This is a genomic window from Rubrimonas sp., from assembly GCF_036788415.1.
Lineage (GTDB): Bacteria > Pseudomonadota > Alphaproteobacteria > Rhodobacterales > Rhodobacteraceae > Rubrimonas.
The window spans coordinates 1-24,991 of the sequence record NZ_DAIQNN010000046.1 but is presented as its reverse complement, the minus strand read 5'-3'; the positions used below and the strand labels follow the sequence as shown (position 1 = coordinate 24,991).

The following is a 24,991-nucleotide window of genomic DNA, read 5'->3' as shown; positions in this document are numbered from 1 at the left end:
CGATGGGCGTGCCGCTGGCGCCGGTGATGGCGTTCTGGCTGGCCTCGCCGGTGATGGACCCGGCGATGTTCGCGCTCACTGCGGGCGCGCTCGGCTTCGACTTCGCCGTCGCCAAGACGCTCGCGGCCATCGGGCTGGGGCTCTTCGGCGGCTTCGGCGTGCTGGCGCTGGGGCGCGGCGGCTGGCTGACCGATCCGCTGCGCGCGGGCGTGGGGAACGGCGGTTGCGGCGGAGCGAAGATCCGCAACCCCAAGCCGCCGGTCTGGGCGTTCTGGCGCGAGGCGGCGCGGCGCGAGAAATTCGGCCGCGAGGCGCTCAAATCGGCGCTGTTTCTCGGCAAATGGCTCACCCTCGCCTTTCTGCTGGAGAGTCTGATGCTCGCCTATGTCCCTGCCGAGGCCGTGGCCGGGCTGCTGGGCGGCGAGGGCCTCGCGCCCATCGCGCTCGCGACGCTGGTCGGGGTGCCCGCCTATCTCAACGGCTACGCCGCGCTGCCGCTCGTCTCGGGGCTTCTCGAACAAGGCATGGCGCCCGGCGCGGGGCTCGCCTTCCTCGTGGCGGGGGGCGTGTCCTCCATCCCGGCGGCGATCGCAGTCTGGGCGCTGGCGAAGCGGGAGGTGTTCGCCCTCTATCTCGGCTTCGCCTTCGCCGGCTCGCTGGCGGCGGGGCTGATCTTCCAAGCGTTCCAGTGAGCGACGCGCCCATCGCGGCGGTGCGGGTCGTAACCGCTCCGCCGCCCGCGCCCGGAGCGCGGCTGCTGGCGCCGCTCGGGCTGGCGTCGTCGCTGGGCTCGGTCGCTGGGCTATCGGTCGAAGATGGGCGGATCGTCGAGACGCTCGCCGAACTCGAAACCGGGCAGCAGGCGGCGCTGATCGCGCCGGAAACCGGCGGGCCGGTGATGCTGACCTGGCGCTACGCTCCCGCGCCCGACGCGCCGCGCTACCCCGATGCCGCCTTCCGCCCGCGACGCAGCCGTTGGACCGAAGCCGCCGACGACCTTGCGACCGCCTCGCGCGCCATCGCCGAGGCTTCGGGCGGCGGCGCGGCGGGGATCGCGGCGCTCGTCGCCGAGGCGCGCGCCCGCTTCACCTACGACCACCCCGAGACCCGCTTCAACGACGGCTGCGCGGCCGTGCCCTATCTCGGCTGCGGGGTCGCGGCGGGCTCTTGCGTGGACATCAACACCTATCTCGTCGCCTCCCTGCGCGCGGCGGGCTACGAGGCGGCCTATCTCTACGGGTATTTCTTCCCCGCCGAGAAGGTCGACCGCTGCGTCGACGGCCATTGCTGGGTGGCGACGCGCTGTGACGGCGAGATGCTCGACTGGGACATCGCGCACCACATCAAGGCCGGGCTCGATCCGGTGCGCCCGGCCCTCAACCCAAGGCCGGGCCGGCGCGCGCTGATCAGCCATTCGATGGGTCACCGCTTCGCGACCGCCGATGGCGAGTTCGTTCTGAAGCTTCTGGGCGAGCCGGTCTGGCTGCTGCCGGGCGGGGGCGTCGCGGAACTCGACCAACGGGAAATCCGGGCGCTGTGAAGGCGCCCGCCCCGGCGCGGCGCCGGGGCGAGGCCCAGGGCAGGGTCAGAGCACGGCTTCGTGGCCCTTGAAGGAGACCTTGAGCGTCTGATCCGTCGCGTCGGCGATCTTGCGGATGTCGCCCCAGCAATGCTTGTAGTCGGGCAGCACAAGCTCGTTGACGCCGGGGTTGACCACGTTGCCCTGGCTGCCCGCGGGCGAGCCGAACACCATCGCCACGGTGTTCCGCTTGAGCGTAGGCATCGGATAAGCCATCCCCTGCGTCACGCCGTTGTCGTTGATGATTTCGAGCAGGTCGCCGGGGTTGAGGCCCAGCTCCACCATGTCGTCGGGGTGCATCTCGACGAAGGGGTGGGGGTAGCGGTCCTGCACGAAGTCGTTCTTCTGATCGAGGAACTGGTTCTGCCAGAAGATGTTGGCCCGGACGTTGTTGATCCAGAACCGGTGCGCCGCCTGCTCGCGCGCCTTGCCCGGCGCCTGCCAGCCGCGCCAGCCCGCCGCGCAGAACAGCGCCTTGCCGTCCTCGCGGCCATGCCGGGTGAAGCGGCCGTCGGCATAGAGCCGCTCGGTGCCGACCAGCTTGCCGTCGGCGAAGCCCGTCACCGGCTCCTGCACCCCGTCATTGCCCATGGCGCGCAGGCGGTCATAGGTCACTTCGGGGTTGCCGGTATGGTAGCCGTCCATGAAGGCGTCTTCCTCGCTCGCCCAGTCGTAGCCCTTGAACTGGTCGGCGTAGGCGTCGTTCCCCATCTCGCGCAGCACGCGCTCCATGTGCTGGGCCAGCCCGGCGGCGATCAGGCAGTCGGGCCTGGAGTTGCCGAACGGGTCCATGTAGCGCTCCGACAGCCGCAGCCGCCGCTCGCCGTTCATCGAGGTGAGGTTCATCTCGTTGGATTCGCAGGCCGGCAGGATGACGTGCGCGTTCTGGCCGATCTGGCTGTGGATGATGTCCACATCCACCACGAACAGCCCGCCCGCGTTGATCGCCGAGACGATGGCGTCGACCACCTGTTCGCGCGTCCCGCCGGCGGCGGCGTCGATGGCGTCCTTGACCATGTCCGACCGGCGCTTGTGGACGCGTTTGTATTCGGAGGCGTTGAGCGTGGTCTTGTAGTGGTCGCAGGCCCAGATGTGGTGGACGCCGCCGAGGCCCCGGATCAGGAACTGGTCGACATATTCCGCGGGCCGGCCGACATGGGCCTCGTTCGGGCGGAAATAGCCCTCCTGATGGCCGCCGAGCCGGCACACGCCGCCGCCCTCGCGCCCGATGTTGCCGGTGGCGAGCCCGATGTTCAAGATGGCGCCGATGGTGCGGTAGTTGTCGTTGCCCCAGATGATGCCCTTCTCATAGGCGGTCACGCATTTGCGGCGCGACCCGTCGGCCTTGGGCTCGGCGATCCACGCCGCCGCCTTGGCGATGTCCGCCGCCGGCACGCCGCAGATCTCCGCCGCCTCGTCGAGCGACATCCGGCAGGCGGTCATCGCGTGCTCGAGGGCGCCGAGGGACGCGGGATGCGCCTCGTCCTCGGCCACCGCGACGCCCTGGGGATAGGTCGAGGCGGCGATGAAGTCGCGGTCGATCCAGCCCTTGTCCACGATCTCGGTCAGGATCGCGTTGCACAGCGCGAGGTCGGTCCCCTCCTTGATCGCCAGGTGCAGCACGTTGTCCGTGCCGGCGAACTGCTCGGACGAAGCGATGGTGAGGGTGCGGCGCGGATCGACGACGACCATGCGCGCGCCGCCCTGCAACCCCTTCGCCATGTGGTTGAGGTAGAGGTTGGTCTGCGTCTCCATGCTGTTGGCGCCGAGCATGAAGATCGTGTCGGTGAGGGTGTAGTCCCTGTAGGCGTAGTTGAGTTCGTCCACGCCCATGTCGCGCGAGGAATGGACTTCGGAGTTGTAGGCCGGGCGGTTGTGGATGCGGCAGTTCTTCACCTTCATGCTCTGGAAGTAGAGCTTGCCGGTGCCCCAGGTGTTCTCGTAGCCGCCGGCGCTGCCGCCATGGTCGAACATGGAGACGACCAGATCGTCCTCGGAGCCTTCGGTGACCACCCGCGCGGTGACCCGCGCCACGAGGTCGAGCGCGTCGTCCCACGAGGTCGGCTGCCAGACGCCGTTGCGCCAGACGAGCGGGTCGGAGAGGCGCTGCGCCTGCGTGCCGGTGACGCGGCTCGGCCGGTTCTCGGCCATGCGCGCGCCGCGGATCGAGCCGAGGCCGGAATTGACGACGCAGTTCTGGTCGGGCTTGACGACGAGATGCACGTCGCGCCCGTTCTGGCGGACGATGTTGTACATCGAGGGCGCATACCAGGCCTCGGTCTCGAGGCTCTGCTGCTGCGAGAGGTCCACGCCGAACTTGTTCTGTCCCGGCGCAGTTCCGCCCTGGCGGTTCATCGGCCATGTGTAGGCCTTGTAGCCGCAGCCGACGATGCAATAGTGGCAGGTGACGTTGAATTCCTGCGCGTCTGCTGGGATGATCGGCAGACGATCGACCTGGCGCTTGAAAGCCATCGCTTTTCCCTCCCTCAGAGCACGTTGGACAGGCGGCCGTAGATCAGCTCGTCCACGCCTTCGGCATGGATGTCGCCGCTCTCGTCCACCCGCAGCGCGAACTGCGGCAGGTTCTGCGTCGCATGCCCCCAGACCTGCTGGCCGCCCGCCTCGCAGTCGAAGCGAGAATGGTGGCCGGGGCAGTTGAGGGTCTTGTCGTCCGCGTTGTAGCTGAGCAGCCAGCCCTTGTGCGGGCAGAGCACGGAGAAGGCGACCACGTCGCCGTCCGGCCCCGCGCCGCCGGGGACGGCGGTCCCGAGCTTGAGCAGCACGCCGGGGCTGTCGGCGTCCGGATAGGCGATGTCGAGCGGCTCGTTCACCGTCAGATCAGCCAGATTGGCGAGGCGGATCGAAGGGGTCTCGACGCGGGCGAGGGCGGTCTGCGCCTTCGCCTCCGAGCCGAGCGCGGCGGTCGCCGCAGCGCCGACGGCGGCGACGCCGCTCCCGCGCAGGAACTGTCGCCGACCAGCGTCGACGAGACGGTCGCATTTCATGGCTTGCTTCCTCCCGATGCTTGCTTTTTCGGGAAGGGTAAGAGCCGGCGGCGGGGCCCGCTACGGGCTTGGGTTGCATGACGCAACGCGGTAGCGCGTTGCGATCGCGCCGAGATTTCGCGCGTTCGGAAATCCGAACGCGCGGCGCCGCTAAAGCCCGAGCTTCTGCATCTTCTCCCAGAGCGTCGTGCGCGACACGCCCAGCAGCCGCGCCGCCTCGGTCGTCTGCCCGCCGGTGCGCCCCAGCGCCGCGAGGATCTGCGACCGCTCCGCCGCGTCGCGCGCCTCGCCGAGCGTGCGGAACGCCTCCTGCGCCTGCATTTCGGGAAAGAGGTCGGCGGGAAAGAGCCACGGCCCCGCCGCCATCTCCACCGCGCGCGCAAGGCGGGCGCGCAGTTCGCGCCCGTTTCCCGGCCACTCATGGCCGAGCGCCGCCTGCTCGGCGAGTTCCGAGAACCCCGAGAGCGGCGCTTCGCGGCGGGCGTTGAAGTGCGGGAAGAGCTGGCGGAGCAGCCAGAGCGCGTCCTCGGGCCGCTGGGCGAGCGGCGGGACGGCGATCTCGCGCGCGGCGAAGCAATAGAAGAGGTCGGCGCGGAAGCCGCCCGCCGCGATCCGCCTGTCGATGCCGAGCCCGCAGGAGGCGACGACGCGGAAGGGCGGATCGGCGGCGAGCGCGGCGACGAGCCGGTCCTGCGCCGGGCGCGGCAGGCGGCCGAGGGCGGCGAGATGCAGCACGCCCTCGCCCACTTGCGCCAACGCGCCGTCGGGGCCGAACAGCGCCGCCTCCGGGTCGGCCCCGCGCCGCGCGTCCACCTCCGCGTATGGCGCGGCGCGACGGTCCGACAAGGCGTGGATGCGGCGCGCGAGCAGACCTTTCCCGACCCCGCTTGGTCCGCGCAGCAGCACGGGCCGATCCTCGACCGCCGCCTTCGCCGCCATCGCCTCGACTGCCTGCGCCGCGGGCGAGACGCCGAGCAGCGGTTCGGTCTCGACTGCAGGGCGGGGCGCCATCAGCCGCGCGAGCCGTTCCAGAAAGACGTCCATCTCGAAGGGTTTGGCGAGATAGTCGGCGGCGCCGGCCCGCAGCAGCCGCACCGCCTGATCGACCCCGGCCTGCGCGGTGATGAACAGGAAGGGCGGCGGCGCCGCCTCGCGGCTGAGCTTCGCGAACAGCTCCTCGCCGGTGCCGTCGCGCAGCAGGATGTCGCAAACCACCGCATCCACAGGCGCGGCCGGCGTGCGCACGGCGTGCAAGCCCCGCAACGCCTGCCGCCGCCAGACCACCTGCGCGCCTTCGAGCTCCAGCCGCTGCGCGAGCGCCGCGCCCATGATCTCGTCGTCCTCGATCAGGACGATGCGGCGCCCGCGCAGCATCAGGCCGCCGCCTCGGCGTCCGCCCGCGGCGCGATCACGGCGATGACGGTCTCGCCCGCCTCGCGGCTGTGCTCGATGCGCCCGCCGAGCCCGCGGACGAGGTCCCGCGTGATCCGCAGCCCGAGCCCGCCGCCCTCGGGCGCGGGTCCGTCGTCGAGCAGCCGCGCCCGCGCCGCCGGGTCGAGCCCCGGCCCATCGTCGCGCACTACGAGCCGGACTGCGCCCGGCTCCGCCGCCACGTCGAGCGAGATCGCCCCGTCGCGCCCCGCGGCGGCGGAGGCGTTGAGCAGGAGGTTGAGCGCGATCTGGCGCATCTTGGCCGCGGGCAGGGCCCCGAGCGCGAGGTCGTCGGCGCGCACGCTCCAGCCGAGCCTCTGGCCGAGGCGCGCGATCTCGGGCGAGACCAGCAGCCGCAGATCCTCGAAATCCAGCGCGCCGAGCGGCGCTTCCTCGGCGTCGAGGCGGTTGTGGTCGAGCGCCGCCCGCGCCACGTCGCGCAGCCGCCGCAGCCCGCGCGCGAGCAGCGCCGCCGAGGCGCGCACCGTGTCGGGCCGGTCGGCGTAGCGCTCGACCGTGTCGACGGCGGCGAGCATGCCGCCGAGCGGATTGTTGATCTCGTGGGCGAGCGAGGAGGCCAGCCGCCCGAGGCTGACGAAGCGCTCGCGCGAGGCGAGGCGGCGCTCGGCGTCGGCCCGCGCCGCGATCGCCTCGACCATGCCGTTATAGGTGCGGAACAGGCGCGCGACTTCGGTGTCGCCGCGCGGAAACTCGGTCTCGGGGATCGCGCCGGGGGCGCCGCCGTCGGCGCCCATGCGCTCGCTGAGCTGCGCGAGCGGCCGCAGCGCGCGGCGCATCGCGAGATAGCCGGCGAGCGCCAGCCCGCCGGTGGCCACCGCATTGCCGAGCAGGAGCAGCAGCATGGCCTCGCGCCGCTCCGCCACGAGGTCCGAGACGTCGAGTTCGGTGAGGATCGCGCCGACCGCCCGCCCCTGATAGGCCAGCGGGGCGAGCACCCGTATCCGCGCCTCCGCCGACAGCGCCACGGCGTCGAGCGGCTGCGCGCCCTCCGCCAGCGCCGCGAGCTGCGCGTCGGTCGGGGCCCGCAGCGGGTCGCTCGCCGCCAGCACGCGGCCCGTCTCGTCGGCGACGGCGGTCATGCGCATCCGCCGGCCCTCCTGCGCGTTCGCCGCGCGGTCGAGCGTGTCGTAGACCTCCCAGACATCGCGCCGCAGCACGGCGGGGCCGAGCGCGACCGAGAGCCCGTCCACATGCAGCCGGGCGAGTTCGGCCAGCCGCGCCTCCTGCGCGCGCGACAGCGCCGAGAGCACCTGCTGCGAGGCGACGAAGCCGACCAGCACCATCAGCCCCGCCGCCAGCAGCGGCGCGCGCAGGGCGAGCGGCAGGCGGCCGAGCGCGCGCATCCTCAACGCAATCCCGCGACGTCGCGCATCCGCGCGGCGATCCCGTCGTAAAGCGCCCGGTCGCCCTCCGCCACGCCGTCGAGATGGAGGAGCGCGAGCGCCGCCCGCCCCGCCTCGGTTCCCGCGAGCGAGAGCAGCGCCTCGCGGAAGGCCGCGATCTCGGGGCGGTCGATCCGGTCGCGCCGCGCGACGAAGGGCGGGAAGCCGAGCTCCTCGGACTGCGCGATCACCCGCGTGCGCGAGGCGAGCGCGGGCTCCGCCGCTGCGAGAGCTTCCCAGACGTAACCGTCGACGCTGCCCGACCGCGTCAGCCCGCTCGCCACCGCGCGCGCCACGTTGCGGTGGCTCCAGGTGAAGATCGCGCGGGCGAAGAAGGCGTCGGGGCGCGCGCCCATGCGGGCGAGATCGGATGCGGTGACGAGCCAGCCGGAATTGCTGTCGGGGTCGGAGAAGGCGTGCGACCCGCCCGCCAGATCGGCGAGACCCTTGGCCGGATCGCCGGCTGCGGCGATCAGATAGGAGCGATAGAGCGGCCGTCCGCGCCAGACCGGCGCGCCGATCAGCGCGAGCGCGTCCTCATGCTGCAGATAGGGGTAGCCGCAGAGCCATGCGGCGTCGATCGCGCCTTCGAGCAGGAGGCCGGTGACTTCCTGATAGCTGCGCCGCTGCACCAGATCGACCGGCCCGCCCATCCGCTCGCCGAGCGCCGCGCGGAGGCGCCCGACCACCTCGGCGTCGTTGTCGAGAAAGACGGGCGTTAGGCCCAGCCGGAAGGCGTCCGGCGCCCCAGCGCGCGCCGCGTTCCGCGCCGTGGCCAGCGCCGCGGCGAGCCCGCACCAGACGACCCGCCGCCGCGTGACTGCTCCGTCCATCCGTCCCTCCAGCGCGCCAACACTAGAGGCGGACGGCGCCGGGCTTCAACGCGGTCGTCGGCTGGCGGGGGTCGCGTCCGTCGATGAGGTGGAGATTCCGGGTGTGGGCGGGGCGGCCACGGTCATGCGGCCTTGGCGCTGGGGATGAGGGATCGCGTCTCGGAAACCCGCGCACCGAGCTCGGCCAAGCCCGCGATCCGCAGGTCTCGGCGTCGGAGGCGCCATTCGTCGTCGGCCCCGAAAATCCCGTCGCTCGCCATCGCAGCGACAGATCATGATCGCCTCGGCTCGCGTATGCGGCTCCGCGCCCTTTGGGCCGGAAATCGAGAGGAAGGACCGAGACGGCGGGCGGAGGCCGGACCGGGGACGCAAAGCGGGTCATTTCGCCGAGAGGCCAGGCAGCCAGCCGACGACGCCCGGGAACGCCGAGATCAGCGCCACCACCAGCAGGATACAGCCGAGGAAGGGCAGCACGCCGAGGATCACCGTGCCGATGGAGCCGCGGCCGCGCACGCTCTGCACCACATAGAGGTTCATGCCGACCGGCGGCGTGATCAGCGCCATCTCGCACATCAGCACGAGGAAGATGCCGAACCATACGCTGTCGTAGCCGAGGTGCTGAACGATGGGCCAGACGATGGGTATGGTCGCGATCATCATCGCCAGCGCGTCCAGAAAGCAGCCGAGCAGCAGGTAGAGCAGCACCAGCAGCAGCACCATCGTCAACGGCGACACGTCGAAGCCCGAAACGAAGGCCGAGACTTGCGCCGGAACTCCCAGCACGCCGATCACGAAGTTCAGGTAGAAGGCCGCGACGAGGATGAGCAGCGTCATCGCCGTGGTGGAAACGGTGGACAGGAGCGACTCGCGCAACATCGACAGGCTGAGGCGTCCCGTCGCGCCGACCAGCGCCAGCGCCGCGACTACGCCCACGGCCGCGGCCTCGGTGGGCGTGGCCAAGCCGGCGTAGATGCTCCCCATGACCAAGAAGAAGATCGCCAGCGGCGGCAGCAGGTCCTTCAACCGCGCGCGCCGTTCGGGCCAGGGGGCCATCTTCTCGGGGCGGCCGGCGATGGAGGCGTCGAACGAGCACCACAGCACGATCACGCCCATGAACAGCGTCGCGAGCATCAGACCGGGCAGCACGCCCGCCGCGAACAGGGCCCCGATCGAGGTGTTGGCGATGGCCCCGTAAATGATGAGGTTGATGCTGGGCGGGATCAGGATGCCCAGTGTCGCGCCGCTGGCGACGGTGCCGGACACCCACGCCTCGCTGTAGCCGCGCTGGCGGAAGGTCGGAAAGGCCACAGTGCCGATGGTGGCGGCCGTGGCGACCGACGAGCCCGAGATGGACGCGAATACGGTCGAGGCCGCGATGTTGGTGTGCAGCAAGCCGCCCGGCAGGCGATTGAGCCACAGCGACAGCGCCAGATACATCCGCTCGGTGACGCCGCCGCGCACCAGCACCTCGCCCATGAAGACGAAGAGCGGGATGGCCACCAGCAGGAAATTGTTCAGCGTGCCCCACATCATCACCCCGAAGGGGCGGAACATGGCGTCGCCGAAGAACCACCACGACCCCAGCGCCGCCACCGCGAACAGGGCGGTTGCGATGTGCAGGCCGAAGAACAGCAGCAGGAGCAGCAGGCCGAAGCCGAGCGCGGCGCCCTCGATGCCCAGCATGGCTCAGAACTCCCTTGCGGGCGCGTCGCCCGTGTACTCGCGAACCTCCTCCTCGACCGTCACCGGGCCGTAGAGCGCGGCGGCCCGGCGCGGGTCCTCGCGCAGCAGCAGGGCGGCGTGGACGGTCAGCACCGTGGCGGTCAGGGCGAAGAAGCCGGTTCCGAAGGCCCATAGCCCCTGCGGGACCCAGAGCGGGGTCTGGAGCGGGGTGTTGGTGACGGCGTTGAAGCGCAGCGCCTCGCCGAGTTCGCCGAGCGCGTGGACGGTCATGAACAGCGCGAAGGCCGCCATGGTCCCCAGCGCCAGCACATGCAGGACGGCGCGCATCTTCGCCGGGAACAGGCCGAAGGCCACGTCGATGCGCGGATGGCCGCGCCGCAGCAACGTGTGCGAAAGGCCGAGCGAGCCGACCAGCGCCAGCGTGTAGCCGCCGAGCTCGTCCGCGCCCTGAACGGAATGTCGGAACAGGTCGCGGGCCACGATGTCATAGACGATCAGCAACGCCAGCAGCGCCACGGCGACGCCTGAAGCGAGGGCCATGGCGGTGGCGAGAGCCTCGACCACCCGCAAGGCCAGGGGGGCGCCGGGCGCCCCAGCGGGCGACCGGTTCATTCGATGGTGAGGCCGCGGGCCGCGCCTATGGTGGAGTTCCATGTGGCGGCGCAGTCGGGATAGGAGGCCTCGCAGCGGGCGGCCCAGTCGGGCAGAACCTTGGCGAGCGCGATCTCGGCGACGCGTCGCTTGTCGGCTTCGGTCACCGGGACCAGCGTCATCTGGTAGGCGGTGTAGATGCCTCCCGCCGGGCAGTCGCCGCCGGTGCTGCAGGATTTGGCGGTGTCGTTGGTGGTGGTCGCCAGCTCCCAGAGACCCGCCTCCATGGCCGCGAGCGCGCCATCGAGCTTCTCGCGGGCCTCGGGAGCCAGGGCCTCGTACCAGGCGAGGTTCACGATGTGGGCCTGCACCGAGCCGGACACCGACAGGGGCATGAGATGGGTGGTGACCTCCGGCCATTTGCCGGTGTTGGCCGAGGTCGGCGAGGTCACGCCGCAGGAGGCGACGCCGCGCTGGAGCGCGGGATAGACTTCGGGGAAGCTCAGCGTCACGGGCGTCGCGCCGAGCTCGGTCAGCAGCGTCGACATCGAGGCGGTGAAGGAGCGCACCTTCAGGCCCTGCAGGCTGGCGAGCGACTCGATGGGCTGGTTGCAGAAGAAGACCTGCGGGCCGAACGGCCAGATCGCCACCGCCTTGACGCCGAACCGCTCGCCGAGGCGGACGTTGAACACCTCGCGATAGGCGTCCACCGCGGTCTTCAGTTCGACCATGTCGGTGGCCACGCCGATCAGGTCGATGCCCTCGAGGAAGGCGTCGTCGCGCGCCACGCTGCCGACCTGGGTGGTGACGATCTGGAACGCGCCCGAACCGACCATGCGCAGCGCGTCGGCGAGGTTGATGCCGAGCGCCTGGAACTCGTTGCGCTCGACCGCGAAGCCCGACGCCGTCGCCTCGGCGATGGCCGCCGACTCGATTGGGAACTGGGCGTTCTGCGGCTGGGTCTGCGTGAGCCAGCGCAGGCTCTGCGCCGCGGCGGGCTGGGAGAGCGCCGCGAAGGCGAGGGCGGCGGCGAGCGGGCGAAGGGCTTGGCGCATGGGTTGGGGTCTCCGGCGAGAAAGTTGGGGCTCGTCGACTGTCCTAAGCTCCGCGCGAGGGTGTGGATATTCGAGATCGCTGATGCTTGTCATAAGCGATCCGATATGATCGTCCCTGACGTCGGACGAGGCGCGCCAAGCCGCTGGCGGTCAACCGATATCTTGCGGAGTCGGTGGTGATCCGCATTTCCCGCCGCGGGCCGGCCTGTCCGCAGCAAATCCGAGATGCGCGAAACTTGCGCAGTAAATGCTTTATTCTTTAGCAGTTGAGGATGCTGGCCCGCCGTCCGAGACGCGGCGGCCGCCCGAATCGCTTTTTCGTCCGCCGCCGCGCGCCGGGCAGGGCGACCGCGGCGGCGAAAGGGGCTCGCCTCGGGGACGGGCGATCCACTATCATCAGCGTACCGATATGAGCGTGACCGGCGCAGGAGAGGCTCCATGCGGCTGTCCCATAACCCGCTGACCGCCGAACTGCTGCGCGCCCTCGTCGTGCTGGTGGACGAGGCCGGCGTGACGCGCGCCGCCCATCGTTTGGGCGTGTCGCAGCCCGCCGCCAGCCTCATCTTGCGCCAGCTGCGCGAGATCTTCGGCGACCCGCTGCTGGTGCGCGCGCAGGGCGGCATGGCCGCGACCGAGCGGGGCAGGGCGCTGCGCGAGGGCGCGGCGCAGGCGCTGGCCGAAATCGACGGGCTGCTGGTGGCGCCGGAGGATTTCGACCCCTCCGCCTGCCGCCAGACCTTCACCATCGCAATGCCCGACCACATCCTGCCGCTGCTGCTGAACGGGGTGATGCGCGAGTTCCGCGCCCGCGCGCCGATGGCGCGGCTGGTGATCCGGGCGCTGGGGCCGGAATACGATTTCGAGGGGGCGCTGGCTTCGGGCACAGCGGACATCGTCATCAGCAACTGGCCGACGCCGCCCCCCTATCTGCGCATCTCGACGCTGTTCGAGGACCGCTTCGTCTGCCTCGTGGACCGCGAGCATCCCTTCACGCGCGAGCCGCCCACGCCGGAGGTCTATCTGGCGGCGGCGCATATCGCGCCCTCGGACTACGCCATCGCCCATCGGGGCGTGGTCGAGACCTATCTGGGCGGGCTGAAGCTGCAGCGCGACCGGCGCATCGTTGTCGGCTATTTCTCGATGGCGCCCTACCTGCTGCCCGGCACCGACCTCGTCTTCACGGCGACGCGCCATTTCGCCGAGCATTTCGCCCGGGTGCTGGACCTCGCCATCGTCGAGTCGCCGGTCGCCTATCCCAGCATCCGCTTCTACCAGCTCTGGCACGAGCGGATGCACCACTCGCCCACCCACCGCTGGTTGCGCCGCCTCGTCGGCGACATGCGCCAGCTCCACGAGCGCGCCGCGGCCGGATCGCCCCCGTCGCCGCGCCTGTCCCATGGCTGACGGAGTTGCGCCCATGCGCCCGACGGCGCTGAACGGCGACACGACCGAATTCGCGACCGAGATCGTCGCCGCCGAGGCGCGGGCGGCGCTCGGGCCAGGGGGCGCGGGGCCGCGGGGCCGCGGAAAACTCTAGCTTCACGCGGTCCAATTTGGCGGGCTCAGATCACTCCAGCGCGCGAAACGCCCCGTCGCCCGCCACCGGACGCGCCGGGCGGCGGCCCAGTCGTCGTCGGTCTCGAGCAGGAGCGCGGCGGCGCGATGGCGGGGCTGCGGAGGGGCGGCGCATCGGGATCGCGTCGGTCGCCGACGACGGCTGAGGCGGGCGCCCGCCCTTGCCGCGCCACGCCGCGCGCTCTAAGCCTCGCCGCGAAACCAGGCGGGGTTGCGCATGTTCACGGGCATCATCACCGATGTGGGCGAGATCGGCTTTCTGGAGCGGCGCGGCGACCTGCGCGCGCGCATTCTGTGCCGTTATCCCGCCGACGGCATCGCGCTGGGCGCCTCCATCGCCTGCGACGGCGTATGCCTGACGGTCGTGGATCGCGGCGCCGAGGGCGGGCGCGCATGGTTCGACGTCGACGCCTCCGCCGAGACGCTCTCGAAGACCACGCTCGGCGACTGGACGACCGGGCGGCGGGTCAATCTCGAACGCGCGCTGAAAGTCGGCGACGAGCTCGGCGGGCATATCGTGAGCGGCCATGTCGACGGCGTCGGCGTCGTCATCGAGACGCGCCCCGAGGGCGACAGCCTGCGCGTGAGCTTCGAGGCGCCCCCTGTCCTCGCCCCCTTCATCGCGCCCAAGGGCTCGATCGCGGTGGACGGCGCCTCGCTGACCGTCAACGAGGTCGAGGGCGCGCGGTTCGGCGTGAACCTCATCCCCCACACCCGCGCCTGGACGACTTTCGACGCGCTGACGCGGGGGCGGCGGGTCAATCTCGAGATCGACGTGCTGGCGCGCTATGTCGCGCGGCTGCGGGAGACCATGGCCGATGGCTGACGCGACGCGCGCCGACAGCGACGCCGATTTCCTGTCCACCATCGAGGAGATCATCGAGGACGCGCGCAACGGGCGCATGTTCATCCTCGTCGACCACGAGGACCGCGAGAACGAGGGCGACCTCGTGATCCCGGCCCAGATGGCGACGCCCGACGCGATCAACTTCATGGCGACGCATGGGCGCGGGCTGATCTGCCTCGCGATGACGGGCCAGCGCATCGACCGGCTCGGCCTGCCGCTGATGGCCGCCGCCAATCAGAGCCGCCACGAGACCGCCTTCACCGTCTCGATCGAGGCGCGCGAGGGCGTGACCACCGGCATCTCGGCGCATGACCGCGCGCGCACCATCGCCGTCGCGATCAATCCCGAGAGCGGCCCGCAGGACCTCGCCACCCCCGGCCATGTCTTCCCGCTGCGCGCGCGCGAGGGCGGGGTGCTGGTGCGCGCGGGCCATACGGAGGCGGCGGTCGACATCGCGCGTCTCGCCGGCCTCAACCCCTCGGGCGTGATCTGCGAGATCATGAACGACGACGGCACCATGGCGCGGCTGCCCGACCTGATCGCCTTCGCCCAGCGCCACAATCTGCGCATCGGGGCGATCTCGGACCTGATCGGGTATCGCCGCCGCTGCGACAACCTCGTGCGCGAGACGGCGGTCGAGACGATCCGCAGCTTCGGCGGCGACTGGATGCTGCGGGTGTTCCGCGACGCGCCCGACGGCGCCGAGCACATGGCGCTGGTCAAGGGCGACCTGTCCCTGCCCGGCCCGGTGCTGGTGCGGATGCATGTGCTCGACCTGATCGACGACGTGCTCGGCGCGAACCCGGCGCGCGCGGGCCAGGTGCCGGCGGCGATGCGCGCCATCGCGCGCGAGGGGCGCGGCTGCGTGGTGCTGCTGCGCGACATCTCGGCCAATGCGCTGACCGACCGGCTGCGCCCGCGCGGGGCCTCGCCGAAGGCGTTGCGCCAGTATGGCGTCGGCGCTCAGATTCTCGGCGCGCTCGGCGTGCGCGAGATGATCCTGCTGACGAATTCTCCGCCGATGCGCATCGTCGGCCTTGAGGGGTATGGGCTGACTGTCATAGATACGCGACCCATTCCCGCGAGCGAGAGCTGAGCCATGCCCATCCAGGACGGCGCGCTGCCGCTTCCCCGTTTCGACGCGCCCCCGCGCCTGCTGATCGTCTCGGCGCCCTATTACGCCGAGATCGCCGCGCAGCTGCTGGCCGGGGCGCGCGCCGTGCTCGACGCCTTCGGCGCGACGCATGCGCTGGTCGAAGTGCCCGGCGCGCTCGAAATCGGTCCGGCGATCCGGTTCGCGGAGCGCCGCTTCGACGGCTTCGTGGCGCTGGGGTGCGTGCTGCGGGGCGAGACCAGCCATTACGACCTCGTCTGCGCCGAGAGCGCGCGGGCGATCACCCTGCTCGGCGTCGAGCGGGGGGCGTGCGTCGGCAACGGCGTGCTCACCTGCGAGACCGAAGCGCAGGCGCTCGCCCGCGCCGACCCCAACGGCATGGACAAGGGCGGCGGCGCCGCAGCGGCGGCGCTGCATCTGATCGCGCTGCGCCGGCGTTTCGCCGAGCCCTCCGGCTACGAGCTCAACGAGCCGCTGGTGCGCTTCGCCGGCGAGCCGGGCGGCGGAGGCGTCGCGTGACGAGGCCGAGCCGCGACGAGGCCCGGCTGCGCCGCTCGGCGGCGCGGTTGGCCGCCGTGCAGGCGCTCTACCGCATGGAGCTGACCGGCGGGTCGCTGGCGGATGCGGAATCGGAGTTCGAGACCGGCTGGAACGGCGCCGAGATCGAGGGCGCGCAATATCGCGAGGCCGACCTGCCGCTGTTTCGCGCGCTGCTGCGCGCGGCGGTCGAAGCGCAGGGGCGCATCGACCGGCTGACCGACGACGCGCTGGTCGAACGCTGGCCGCTCGGCCGCATCGACCCGACGCTCCGCGCGCTGTTCCGCGCCGCAGGGGCCGAGCTTCTGACCTGCGACACGCCGCCGAAAGTCGCGATCAGCGAGTTCGTCGACGTCGCCAAGGCGTTCTTCGACGCGGGCCGCGAGGCGAAATTCGTCAATGCAGTGCTCGACCACATGGCGCGCGAGGTCAGGCCCGAGGCCTTCGCCGGGCAAGGCTGAGCCTGCGCGTTCAGCCCTCCCGTCGCGCGTCGCGCCCTTCCAGCGCCCGGCGCACCGCGCTCTCGAAATCGGCGAGGCGGGCGATAGGCTTGGCTTCGAAATGGTCGGCGTCCGGCGCGTCCTGCGGCTCGGCATGGGCCGAGACTGCGAGCAGCGCCGCCGCGCCGCCCCGGACTTGCGCTATCACCTCGGCGCCGGACATGTCGGGCAGGTCGATGTCGACGATCGCGAGGTCGTAGCCGCCGCGCGCGAACTCGCGCAGGCCCGCTTCGCCGGTGCCGACGATCGTCTCCGCTCCGCCCAGCGCGCGCGCCATCGCCGCGAGGGCGCCCTGGAAGGCGGGAGAATCCTCGACGATCAGCACTCGCCGCCCGTCGAGAGGCCGAACCGTCGCTCCCTGAGCGCCGCATCTGCACTGCGCTTCAGTTCCATCCATTCCGCCGCTCCCGACCCAAGCGTTGTCAGGTTACGCGCGCTGCGACGCGGCGCACAACGACCGAATCGCCCGATCCCGAAGTTTTGCGCCCGCGCGGAGCGGCCGGGCGCGCAGCCGCCGCTCGTCGATTCGACTTTACAGGCCCCGGCCCGAGCCTGCACCCTCGCAGACTGTGACAGCGGGAGGGCGCGCGATGACGCAGGACATTCAGATCAACCGACGGGGCGTGATCGCGGGCGCGGCGGTGCTGAGCGCGGCGGCCTCGACGCGCGCTCTCGCCCGGAGCGGCCCCGCGATCGACGACGCGACAGTCCTGATCCTCGTTGACGTCCAGGTCGATTTCTGCCCCGGCGGGCGGCTCGCCGTGCCGGCGGGCGACGAGGTCGTGGCGGTCTGCAACGCGCTGGCGACGCGGTTCGGCAATGTGGTCCTCACGCAGGACTGGCACCCCGAGGGCCATTCCTCCTTCGCCTCCAGCCATCCGGGCAAGCAGCCCTTCGAGATGGTCGAGATGCCGTACGGGCCGCAGGTCCTGTGGCCCGACCATTGCACATGGGGCTCGCCCGGCGCCGAGTTCCACCCCGCGCTCGACGTCCCGCACGCCCAGACCATCATCCGCAAGGGCTATCGCCCGGAAGTCGACAGCTATTCGGGCTTTCTCGAAGCCGACCGCACCACGCCGACCGGCCTCGGCGGCTATCTGCGCGAACGCGGCGCGACGCGGGCGGTGCTGATGGGGCTGGCCACCGATTTCTGCGTAAGCTGGACGGCGCAGGACGCCGCGCGCGCCGGGCTTGAGACCTATGTCGTCGAGGAGGGCTGCCGGGCCATCGACCTCGGCGGCTCGCTCGACCGGGCCTGGGCCGAGATGGACGCGCTCGGCGTGCGCCGGATTTCCGCGACCGAGCTGCCCGGCTGAGCGGCGCGGCGGGGGTCAGCGCGACCGGCGGTCGTGCATGATCCGCCCGATCAGGTTGAGCAGGATCTGCGCGGCGAGGATCGCGGTGGTGCCGTCGCGGTCGTAATCCGGCGCGACCTCCACGAGGTCCACGCCGACGATCTCGCAGCGCCGCGCGAGCCCCGCGAGGAATTCCAGCACCTCGTAATAGAGGAACCCGCCATGCGAGGGCGTGCCGGTGCCGGGCGCGATGGAGGGGTCGAAACCGTCGATGTCGATGGTGAGATAGACCTTCGCCCCGGCGGGCACCCGCGCCAGCGTCGCCTCGATCCCGAGTTTGCGGATTTGGCGCACCGACAGGATGTCCGATCCCATCGCGCGCGCCGCCTCGTAGCCTTCCTTCGCCGTGGAGGAGACGTTGCGGATGCCGAATTGCGAGAGACCCGAGACGAAGGGAAGCTCGGCGGCCCGGCGCATCGGGTTGCCGTGGCCGAAGCGCACGCCGTGGCGCTCGTCCACGAAGTCGAGATGCGCGTCGAGCTGCACGACATGGATCGGCCCGCGCCCCTCGAAGGCGCGCAGGCAGGGGATGTTGATCGAGTGGTCGCCGCCGATGACCACGGGCAGCGCGCCGGAATTCAGGATCGCGCGCACGCCCGCCTCGATGGCGGCGTGGCTGGCGAGCGTGTCGGTGTGCACGATGTCGGCGTCGCCGATGTCGGCGATCCGCACGCCTTCGAGATAGGTGACGTCGTCCTCATGGTCGTAGGCGCCGGCATGGCCGAAGGAGAACAGGGTGGACGCCTCGCGCACCGCCCGCGGCCCGAAGCGCGCCCCGGCCCGCCACTGGGTGCCGAAGTCGAACGGCGCGCCAAGCACCGCCACATCGGCGTCGATGGCGCTCCAGTCGGGCTGGTAGGGCGACTTCGCGAAGGTCGCGATGCCGACGAAAGGCAGGTTCAGCCGGCCGCTCTGGTAGCCGTGGCTCATCGCTCGGGTCCTTGTTCGGGAAAGCCTATATCGTCCGTGCGCAGCTTGTCGCGGTGGGCGGCGGCGTGGCGGGCGATCTCCTCCAGCGGCGCGAACCACGCCTCGCCGCGCTCGAGGACTGCTTCAAGCCACGCCTCCATCGCGGCCCAGCGCGCGAGCCGGCCCGTGAGGAACGGGTGCAGCACCGGCATCCAGAAGCCGCCCACGGCGCGCGCCGCCTCGTATTCCTCGAAGAAGGCGCGCAGACCGTCCGAAGGCGCGCGCACCGGCATCAGATAGCCGATCTCCTCGAAATGGGCGAAGGGCGGCCAGTCGTCGGCGCCCCAATGCGGCGGCAGCTCGATCAGCTCGCCCTGCGGCGCGCGCAGCAGATAGGGCATCTCGTCGGCCATCAGCGAGCTGTCGTAGAGGAAGCCCTCCGCGATCAGACGGCCGATCACCCCGGGCGTGGCGTTGTAGACCGGCGCGCGATAGCCGCGGGGCTTGCGGCCGGTCATGCGGACATGCGTCTCCAGCGCGCGGTGGAACAGCTCGGCCTCGCGCGCGTCGGAGTGACCCATAGGGTCCTCGTGGCGCCAGGAGTGGTGGCCGATCTCGTGGCCGTCCTTCAGGATCGCCTCGACGGCGGCGGGGTAGGTCTCCATCACCCAGCCGGGGATGAAGAAGGTCTGGGTCAGTCCGAGCCTTCGGTAGGTCTCGAGGATGCGGGGGACGGCGACGGTCGGCCCGTAGCGGCCCATCGAGACCGGGGCGAGGCGCAGATGGCCGTCATCGGGCCGGGCGGTGCGGATCAGGCTGTCGGCGTCCACATCGAAGGTGATGGCTGCGGCGAGGCGCTTGCCCCCGGGCCATGGCAGCGGATGAAGCAGCATGTGCGGTCTCCCCTCTCAGCGCATCGCCGCCCCGCCATCGGCGGAGAAGCATTGCCCGGTGACGAAGCTCGCCCGGTCGGAGGCGAGGAAGGCGATCATGGCGGCGATCTCCTCGGGCCGCCCGATCCGGCCTAGCGGGTTGGCGGTCTCAAGCGCGCGCGCCGCGTCGTCCATCGCGTCGAAGCCGAGCAGGTCGGTGTCCACCGGACCGGGGGCGACGGCGTTCACGAGGATGTCGGGCGCCAGCTCCCGCGCCCAGGACCGCGTGAGCGAGAGCACCCCGCCCTTGGTCGCCGCATATGCCGAAGCCCCGGCGCGGCCGAGAAACGCCAGCTCCGAGGAGACGTTGACGATGCGCCCGCCCTTCGGCATGCGCGGCAGCGCCGCCTGCGCCACGACGAAGGGGCCGCGCAGGTTCACGGCGAGGATGCGGTCGAGATCGGCGAGCGGCATGTCGGCGAGCCGCCCCTCGATCATCACGCCAGCATTGTTCACCAGCACGTCGATGCGCGGCAGGGCTGCGAGCGCTGCGGCGACAGAGGCGGGGTCGGAGACGTCCGCAGTCAGCTCAGCCCCGGCGAGGTCGAGCCCGCGCACCTCGAATCCGTCGGCCCGCAACGCCGCGCAGGTCGCCGCGCCGATGCCGCGCGCGGCTCCGGTGACGAGCGCGACTTTCACCACGGAACTTCCCCCCGGTCCACGCCGAGCGTTTGACCGGTGACGTTGGCGGAGAGCGGCGAGGCGAGGAACAGATAGGCCGCCGTCACGTCCTCCGGCTCCATCAGCCCGCCGCCGAGCGCCTGCGCCGCCTCAACGCCTGCGATGATCTCGCCCTCGCCGACGCCAGTGCGCGCCGCGAGCACGCGGGCCGAGCGCACGGAGGCATCGGTTCGCACCCAGCCCGGCGCCACGGCGTTGACCCGGATGCCGCGCGGCCCCAGCTCCTTCGCCCAGGTCTTGGTCAGCCCAATCACGGCGTGCTTGGAGGCGACATAGGCCCCGAACAGCGGTTCCGCGACGCGGCCCCAGATCGAGGCGGTGTTGACGATCCGCGCCCCCTGCGCGAGCTGCGGCAGGGCCTGCGCCGTCACCACGGCCATGCCGAACACGTTGACGTCGAGGATGCGGCGGAACAGCGCCAGCGCATCGGGCGCGGCGTCGTCGGCGGGGGTGATGCGCTCGAGCCCGGCGTTGTTCACGAGCACGTCGAGCGACCCCGCCTGCGACAGCGCCGCCGCGACCGCTTGCGCGTCGGTCACGTCGGCGCGCAGCCCGGTCGCGCCGATCCCGCGCGCGGCGACGTGCGCGGCCTCGTCCTCGGCCAGCGCCCAGACCGTCGCGCCGGCCTCGACGAAGGCGCGCGCGACGCCGAGGCCTATGCCGCGGCTCGCGCCGGTCACCAGCACGCGGGCGCCGCCGAGACCCATGGCGCTCACGGCGCGTCTCCCTCGGCCCCGCCGGCCCCGCGCACCAGATGCAGCAGGTGGTTGCGCAGGGCGAAGAAATCCGCCGTCTCGCGCGTCTCCAGCGTCCGCTCCGCGCCGAGCCGCCCGGCGACGTCGACCATTTCGAGGATGCGCGCCGGGCGCGCGGAGAAGGCGATCACCCGGTCGGCGAGGAACGCCGCCTCCTCGACGTCATGGGTCACGAAGATCACGGTCTTGCGCTCCTCGCGCTGGATGCGGCGCAGCGCCAGTTGCAGCAGCTCGCGCCGCTGGGCGTCGAGCGCGCCGAAGGGCTCGTCCATCAGCAGGATCTCCGAGCCCGCCGCCAGCGTGCGCGCGATGGCGACGCGCTGGCGCATCCCGCCCGAGATGCGGTTGGGATAGGCGTCCGCGAACTCGGTCAGCCCGACCAGCGCCAGCAGGCGCGCCGTCGCCGCCCGCTTAGCCTCCGCATCCAGATCGCGCCGGTAGCGCATCCCGTAGGCGACGTTCCCTGCCACGGTCAGCCATGGAAAGGCGGAATAGGACTGGAACACCATCCCGCGCCGCCGGTCGGGCCGGCCCAGCGTCTCGCCGCGCAAGGCGATGCGCCCCGAACTCGGGCGCTCCAACCCGCCCACCATCCGCATCAGCGTGGTCTTGCCGCAACCCGACGGGCCGAGAAACGCCAGCAGCTCGCCTTCGGCCACGTCGAGGTCGAAGGGCGCGACGATCTCGACCGCGCCGTAGCTCTTGGCGACGCCCTCGAAGCGCAGGAAGCTCATCGCGCCAGATATCCGAAGCGGCGGCGGTGCAAGGCGCGGATCGCCTGATCCGTGGCGAGCCCGATGATCCCGATCGCGACGACGCCCGCCATCACCTCCGGCGTCTGGAAGAAGCGCCGCGCCTGCCAGATCACGAAGCCGAGCCCGCTGTCGGCGGCCACGATCTCGGCGATGATGAGATAGGTCCAGCACCAGCCGAGCGTGATCCGCATGTTGTCGACCAGCGTCGGCGACATCGCGGGCAGCGCGACGTCGGTCAGCCGCCGCCAGCCCGGCGCGCCCACCGTCATCGCGATCTCGTGGAACTCCTGCGGCACGCGGCGCACGTCGTCTGCCACCAGCAGCACCAGCTGGAAGAACGTGCCGAGCCAGAGCAGGAAGATCTTCGTTTCCTCGCCGACGCCGAACCAGATGATCGAGAGCGGCACGAGCGCGGGCACGGGCAGGTAGCGGATGAAGTCCACGATGGGCTCGAGCGCGGCGCCCACCCAGCGGAACGAGCCCATGGCGAGACCGATGGGGACGGCCATCGCCGCCGCGAGCCCGAAGGCGGCCCAGACCCGCAGCGTCGAGACGCCGGCGTGCCACAGCAGGTCGCGCTCGGCGATCATCGCGCCCAGCGTGGCCAGCACCGTGCTCGGCGCCGGCAGGAAGCGCGGCGAGGCCAGCCCGCCGCGCGACGCCGCCTCCCACGCCGCCAGCAGCGCCAGCGTCGCGGCGGCCCCGACGAGCGCCCGTCCGCCCGGCATCGCCGCCGCTCAGCGCGAGTGACCGTCGAACAGACCGTCGAGCAGGGTGGGGTCGATCTCGCCCGCCGCGTCCAGCTTCACATCCGCCGCGCCGAAGTCGAGGTTGAGCGCCATCACCTGGTCGAACACCGCGTGCAGCTTGCCCGGCGCGTCCGGCGTTCCGAGGAATTCCACTGCTTCCTCATAAGTGGTGTAGGCGAGCGAGGTCTCGACGATCTCGGTGATGTCGGCGGGGGTCAGGCCGAAATAGGGCGCGGCGAGTTCGGCGAAGCGGGCGGGCTCGGCGCGCTGGAAGTCCACCGCGCGGTAGATGCAGCGCAGCAGGCTTTCGAACTTGCCCGGGTTCTCCGCCAGCGCCGCGTCGCGCGCGGTGACGATGTCCACGATGATGTCGGGCTCCTCGCGCGAGGAGACCAGCACGCGCGGCGCGCGGTCGGTCAGGATCTGCGCCGCCTGGCTCAGGAAGGGCTCGTAGGTGCCCACAGCGGCGATGGATGGGTCGGCGAATACGGCGATGGTGTCGGCGGTCGCGATCTCGCGCAGGTCGAGGTCGTTGATCGACAGCCCGACTTTCGCCAGCTCCATCTGCAGCAGCAGCCGGGCGGGGATGTTCGGCTCGATGGCGACAGTCCGGCCCTTGAGGTCGGCGACGCTTGCGATCGAGCCATCCACGAGCACGCCGTCGCCGCCCACGGAGATGTCGATGGTCCCGATCACGGTTCCGGGCGTCTCCGGCGTGCGGGGGCGGCCCTGATGCTCGCCGATGGTGCGCATGTCGGCGTCGATGTCGCCGCGCTCCATCGCCGCCATGACGTTGGCGCGGTCGTCCTCGAAGCGGAAATCGAGGCTGACGCCTTCTTCGGCGTAGCAGCCGAGGTCCTGCGCCACCAGCGCAGGGGCGAACCCGACCCAGGTGGGGGCGAGTACGCGGATCGCATTGTCCTGCGCGGCGGCGGGGACGGCGGCGAGCGCGGCGAGAGCGGCGGCTGCGGCGAACGGGCGGCGGTGCATCTGTCGGGCTCCTTCGATGTGAACTCGATTTGCCGAAGGTTAACCGCCTTGCCGCGCTGTGGGGAATGACGAAAACTCGGGCTCTCGCATCGGAAAAACCCGAAACGAAGGAGCGCGCGGCCATGCGGCGGCTGTCGGACACGGATTTGCGCCTCCTGCGCATCTTCTGCGCCGTGGTCGAGTGCGGCGGCTTTCAGGGCGCGCAGGTCGCGCTCAACCTCGCGCAATCCACGCTGTCGGGGCACATCGCGACGCTGGAGGCGCGGCTCGGCTCGAAGCTTTGCCAGCGTGGCCGCGGGGGCTTCCGCCTGACGCCCGCCGGCGAGGACACCTACGCCGCCGCGCAGGAATTGTTCCGCGGGCTCGAGCGCTTCGAGGCGACGATGGAGCGCGTCCACGACCGCCCCGCCGTCCGCCTGCGCGTCGGCGTGATCGACAGCGTGACCACGTTCGAGGCGCTGGGGCTGCCGGCGGCGGTGGCGCGCTTCGCCGCGGCGCATCCCGAGGCGCAGATCGCGCTCGACACCGACACGTCGGCGGGGTTGCAGCACTCGCTGCTCAAGGGCGCGCGGGACGTGGTCGTGGGCCCCGCGCTGCAGCCGATGCCGGGGCTGGCCTATGCGGAGCTCGCCGCCGAAAACCACCACCTCTATTGCGGCCGGGACCATGACTGGTTCGCGAGGCCGGACCGGGCGCTCGGGCCGCAGGACTTCTTCGCCGCGGCCTTCTCGGTGCGCAGTTACATGCATTTCGACGACACCTACCGCCTCGGGCGCGTCGTCGCCCGCGCCACCGTGGGAAGCATGGAGGCGCAGGAGATCCTGATCCTCTCGGGCCGCTATGTCGGCTTCCTCCCGGCCCATCGCGGCGCGGTCTGGCAGGCGGCGGGGCGGATGCGGGCGGTCAAGACGGCGGACTGGTCCTTCGTCTCGCGCTTCTTCGCCGCCTACGATCCGCGCCGGGAAGGCGCGCCGCTGCGCCGCGCCTTCGTCGACGCCTTGCGCGCGGAGGCCGACCGCGCGGCGACCGCGCCTCTCGCGCCGTCGCCGAGCTGACGGGGCCGGCGCGCTGCGCCGGGGCCGTTTCGAACGCGACCGGCGCGTCTGGGTGCGAAACCGCCGAGAGCGGGGCATGTCGTCGCCCCGATCGGCCTCGTCCGCGACCCTGGAGGTCATCGGCCATCTCGCCCGCCCGCGGGAGGAGGCGCTGCAGGGGGGGCGTCGCGGATTCCGGACGACCGCCGTCGTTCGCCTGTCGCCTCGCGCGTCGATCAGCGGCCGCAGCGCACCGTGCTCGCTCGCCAACTCGGCGACCGTCGCTTCGCCGCAGATCGCCTCCGGCGCCGCCTTCGCCTGACGCTCGGGGCTGTGGCGTGTCCGCTCCCGGCCGGGCGATCCAACCTTCTCGGTTCGCGCAGCATAAGTCGCGCACTGTCCGGATCGCGGCGACCATCTCTCACGATCGCCGATTCGCCTGCGCTTTCAGGCCGCCGTAAGCCGTCCGGCAACGCAGGCGCGTCGAGCGCTTCCGTTCACGATCCACCCGAAGGCGAGGGCTTGTCCTCAAGTCCCGGATCGGCTAGAGAGCGCCCGTCGTCGAGAAGCGCGGACGTGCCGCCGGGCGCGCCCCGGAGCGTGCGCGCAATAGATGTCGGCGAGGCGGGTGTGTAGCTCAGTTGGTAGAGCAGCTGACTCTTAATCAGCGGGTCCACG

The 24,991-nt window shown here is 71.5% G+C and carries 25 protein-coding genes; 9 read left to right on the top strand and 16 right to left on the bottom strand.

Features of this window, described 5'->3' with window-relative positions:
* Window positions 1-692 (top strand): permease (locus V7Q31_RS11550; RefSeq protein ID WP_333834010.1); only part of this gene is annotated, 692 nt, incomplete at its 5' end.
* Complete coding sequence (locus tag V7Q31_RS11545; protein WP_333834009.1) at window positions 689-1,540, top strand: transglutaminase domain-containing protein; 852 nt, start codon at window positions 689-691, stop codon at window positions 1,538-1,540. The genes V7Q31_RS11550 and V7Q31_RS11545, both read left to right, overlap by 4 nt.
* A 45-nt stretch (window positions 1,541-1,585) precedes the next feature.
* Here V7Q31_RS11545 and V7Q31_RS11540 read toward each other — a convergent pair whose 3' ends face one another.
* From V7Q31_RS11540 to V7Q31_RS11505, 8 genes are all read right to left on the bottom strand, one after another.
* On the bottom strand, window positions 1,586-4,051 hold the full coding sequence (locus V7Q31_RS11540) for an arsenate reductase (azurin) large subunit (protein WP_333834008.1): 2,466 nt from the start codon (window positions 4,049-4,051) through the stop codon (window positions 1,586-1,588).
* A 14-nt stretch (window positions 4,052-4,065) separates the two neighbouring features.
* Window positions 4,066-4,584, bottom strand: coding sequence for an arsenate reductase (azurin) small subunit (locus tag V7Q31_RS11535; RefSeq protein ID WP_333834007.1), 519 nt, complete (start codon window positions 4,582-4,584; stop codon window positions 4,066-4,068).
* A 150-nt stretch (window positions 4,585-4,734) separates the two neighbouring features.
* Entirely contained in the window at window positions 4,735-5,958 is a 1,224-nt protein-coding gene (locus V7Q31_RS11530; RefSeq protein WP_333834006.1) for a sigma-54-dependent transcriptional regulator, read from the bottom strand.
* Entirely contained in the window at window positions 5,958-7,379 is a 1,422-nt protein-coding gene (locus tag V7Q31_RS11525) for a sensor histidine kinase (protein ID WP_333834005.1), read from the bottom strand. Before V7Q31_RS11525 ends, V7Q31_RS11530 begins: the two co-directional genes overlap by 1 nt.
* Before the next feature lie 2 nt (window positions 7,380-7,381).
* Window positions 7,382-8,251 carry a PhnD/SsuA/transferrin family substrate-binding protein gene (locus V7Q31_RS11520; RefSeq protein ID WP_333834004.1) on the bottom strand — a complete coding sequence of 290 codons (870 nt, stop codon included), beginning with the start codon at window positions 8,249-8,251 and terminating at the stop codon, window positions 7,382-7,384.
* Window positions 8,252-8,629: 378 nt separating this feature from the next.
* Window positions 8,630-9,934 (bottom strand): TRAP transporter large permease, encoded by a 1,305-nt coding sequence (locus V7Q31_RS11515; protein WP_333834003.1) that lies wholly within the window; start codon window positions 9,932-9,934, stop codon window positions 8,630-8,632.
* Between the two features lie 3 nt (window positions 9,935-9,937).
* Complete coding sequence (locus V7Q31_RS11510; RefSeq protein ID WP_333834002.1) at window positions 9,938-10,546, bottom strand: TRAP transporter small permease subunit; 609 nt, start codon at window positions 10,544-10,546, stop codon at window positions 9,938-9,940.
* Window positions 10,543-11,580: a TRAP transporter substrate-binding protein gene (locus V7Q31_RS11505; RefSeq protein WP_333834001.1), complete on the bottom strand. Its 1,038-nt coding sequence runs from the start codon at window positions 11,578-11,580 to the stop codon at window positions 10,543-10,545. The genes V7Q31_RS11510 and V7Q31_RS11505 overlap by 4 nt, the downstream gene beginning before the upstream one ends.
* A 438-nt stretch (window positions 11,581-12,018) precedes the next feature.
* On the opposite strand from V7Q31_RS11505, the gene V7Q31_RS11500 reads away from it, so the two are divergent.
* From V7Q31_RS11500 to nusB, 5 genes are all read left to right on the top strand, one after another.
* A complete protein-coding gene (locus tag V7Q31_RS11500) occupies window positions 12,019-12,984 on the top strand; it encodes a LysR family transcriptional regulator (protein ID WP_333834000.1) in 966 nt (321 codons plus the stop codon).
* 388 nt (window positions 12,985-13,372) lie between these two features.
* Window positions 13,373-13,981 carry a riboflavin synthase gene (locus V7Q31_RS11495; protein ID WP_333833999.1) on the top strand — a complete coding sequence of 203 codons (609 nt, stop codon included), beginning with the start codon at window positions 13,373-13,375 and terminating at the stop codon, window positions 13,979-13,981.
* Window positions 13,974-15,098, top strand: coding sequence for a 3,4-dihydroxy-2-butanone-4-phosphate synthase (ribB, locus tag V7Q31_RS11490; protein ID WP_333833998.1), 1,125 nt, complete (start codon window positions 13,974-13,976; stop codon window positions 15,096-15,098). Before V7Q31_RS11495 ends, ribB begins: the two co-directional genes overlap by 8 nt.
* Before the next feature lie 3 nt (window positions 15,099-15,101).
* Complete coding sequence (locus tag V7Q31_RS11485) at window positions 15,102-15,635, top strand: 6,7-dimethyl-8-ribityllumazine synthase (RefSeq protein WP_333833997.1); 534 nt, start codon at window positions 15,102-15,104, stop codon at window positions 15,633-15,635.
* Entirely contained in the window at window positions 15,632-16,114 is a 483-nt protein-coding gene (gene nusB, locus V7Q31_RS11480; protein ID WP_333833996.1) for a transcription antitermination factor NusB, read from the top strand. The genes V7Q31_RS11485 and nusB overlap by 4 nt, the downstream gene beginning before the upstream one ends.
* 10 nt (window positions 16,115-16,124) lie before the next feature.
* Here nusB and V7Q31_RS11475 read toward each other — a convergent pair whose 3' ends face one another.
* Window positions 16,125-16,550: a response regulator gene (locus V7Q31_RS11475; protein WP_333833995.1), complete on the bottom strand. Its 426-nt coding sequence runs from the start codon at window positions 16,548-16,550 to the stop codon at window positions 16,125-16,127.
* A gap of 193 nt (window positions 16,551-16,743) precedes the next feature.
* Between V7Q31_RS11475 and pncA the strand changes: the two genes are divergently transcribed.
* Window positions 16,744-17,469: a bifunctional nicotinamidase/pyrazinamidase gene (gene pncA, locus V7Q31_RS11470; protein ID WP_333833994.1), complete on the top strand. Its 726-nt coding sequence runs from the start codon at window positions 16,744-16,746 to the stop codon at window positions 17,467-17,469.
* Between the two features lie 15 nt (window positions 17,470-17,484).
* Here the strand turns inward: pncA and speB are convergent, their stop codons facing one another.
* The 7 genes from speB to V7Q31_RS11435 are packed head-to-tail and all read right to left on the bottom strand — an operon-like array spanning window position 17,485 to window position 23,279.
* Window positions 17,485-18,438, bottom strand: a complete 954-nt coding sequence (gene speB, locus V7Q31_RS11465) for an agmatinase (protein WP_333833993.1) — start codon at window positions 18,436-18,438, stop codon at window positions 17,485-17,487.
* Window positions 18,435-19,310 (bottom strand): polysaccharide deacetylase family protein, encoded by an 876-nt coding sequence (locus tag V7Q31_RS11460; RefSeq protein WP_333833992.1) that lies wholly within the window; start codon window positions 19,308-19,310, stop codon window positions 18,435-18,437. Before V7Q31_RS11460 ends, speB begins: the two co-directional genes overlap by 4 nt.
* Window positions 19,311-19,325: 15 nt before the next feature.
* On the bottom strand, window positions 19,326-19,988 hold the full coding sequence (locus V7Q31_RS11455) for an SDR family NAD(P)-dependent oxidoreductase (RefSeq protein WP_333833991.1): 663 nt from the start codon (window positions 19,986-19,988) through the stop codon (window positions 19,326-19,328).
* Window positions 19,985-20,737: an SDR family NAD(P)-dependent oxidoreductase gene (locus V7Q31_RS11450; RefSeq protein ID WP_333834011.1), complete on the bottom strand. Its 753-nt coding sequence runs from the start codon at window positions 20,735-20,737 to the stop codon at window positions 19,985-19,987. Before V7Q31_RS11450 ends, V7Q31_RS11455 begins: the two co-directional genes overlap by 4 nt.
* A 5-nt stretch (window positions 20,738-20,742) precedes the next feature.
* Window positions 20,743-21,519, bottom strand: a complete 777-nt coding sequence (locus V7Q31_RS11445; RefSeq protein ID WP_333833990.1) for an ABC transporter ATP-binding protein — start codon at window positions 21,517-21,519, stop codon at window positions 20,743-20,745.
* Window positions 21,516-22,268, bottom strand: a complete 753-nt coding sequence (locus V7Q31_RS11440) for an ABC transporter permease (RefSeq protein WP_333833989.1) — start codon at window positions 22,266-22,268, stop codon at window positions 21,516-21,518. The genes V7Q31_RS11445 and V7Q31_RS11440 overlap by 4 nt, the downstream gene beginning before the upstream one ends.
* Before the next feature lie 9 nt (window positions 22,269-22,277).
* On the bottom strand, window positions 22,278-23,279 hold the full coding sequence (locus V7Q31_RS11435) for an ABC transporter substrate-binding protein (RefSeq protein WP_333833988.1): 1,002 nt from the start codon (window positions 23,277-23,279) through the stop codon (window positions 22,278-22,280).
* 122 nt (window positions 23,280-23,401) lie between these two features.
* On the opposite strand from V7Q31_RS11435, the gene V7Q31_RS11430 reads away from it, so the two are divergent.
* A complete protein-coding gene (locus V7Q31_RS11430) occupies window positions 23,402-24,334 on the top strand; it encodes a LysR family transcriptional regulator (protein WP_333833987.1) in 933 nt (310 codons plus the stop codon).
* The last annotated feature ends 657 nt before the right edge of the window (window positions 24,335-24,991 follow it).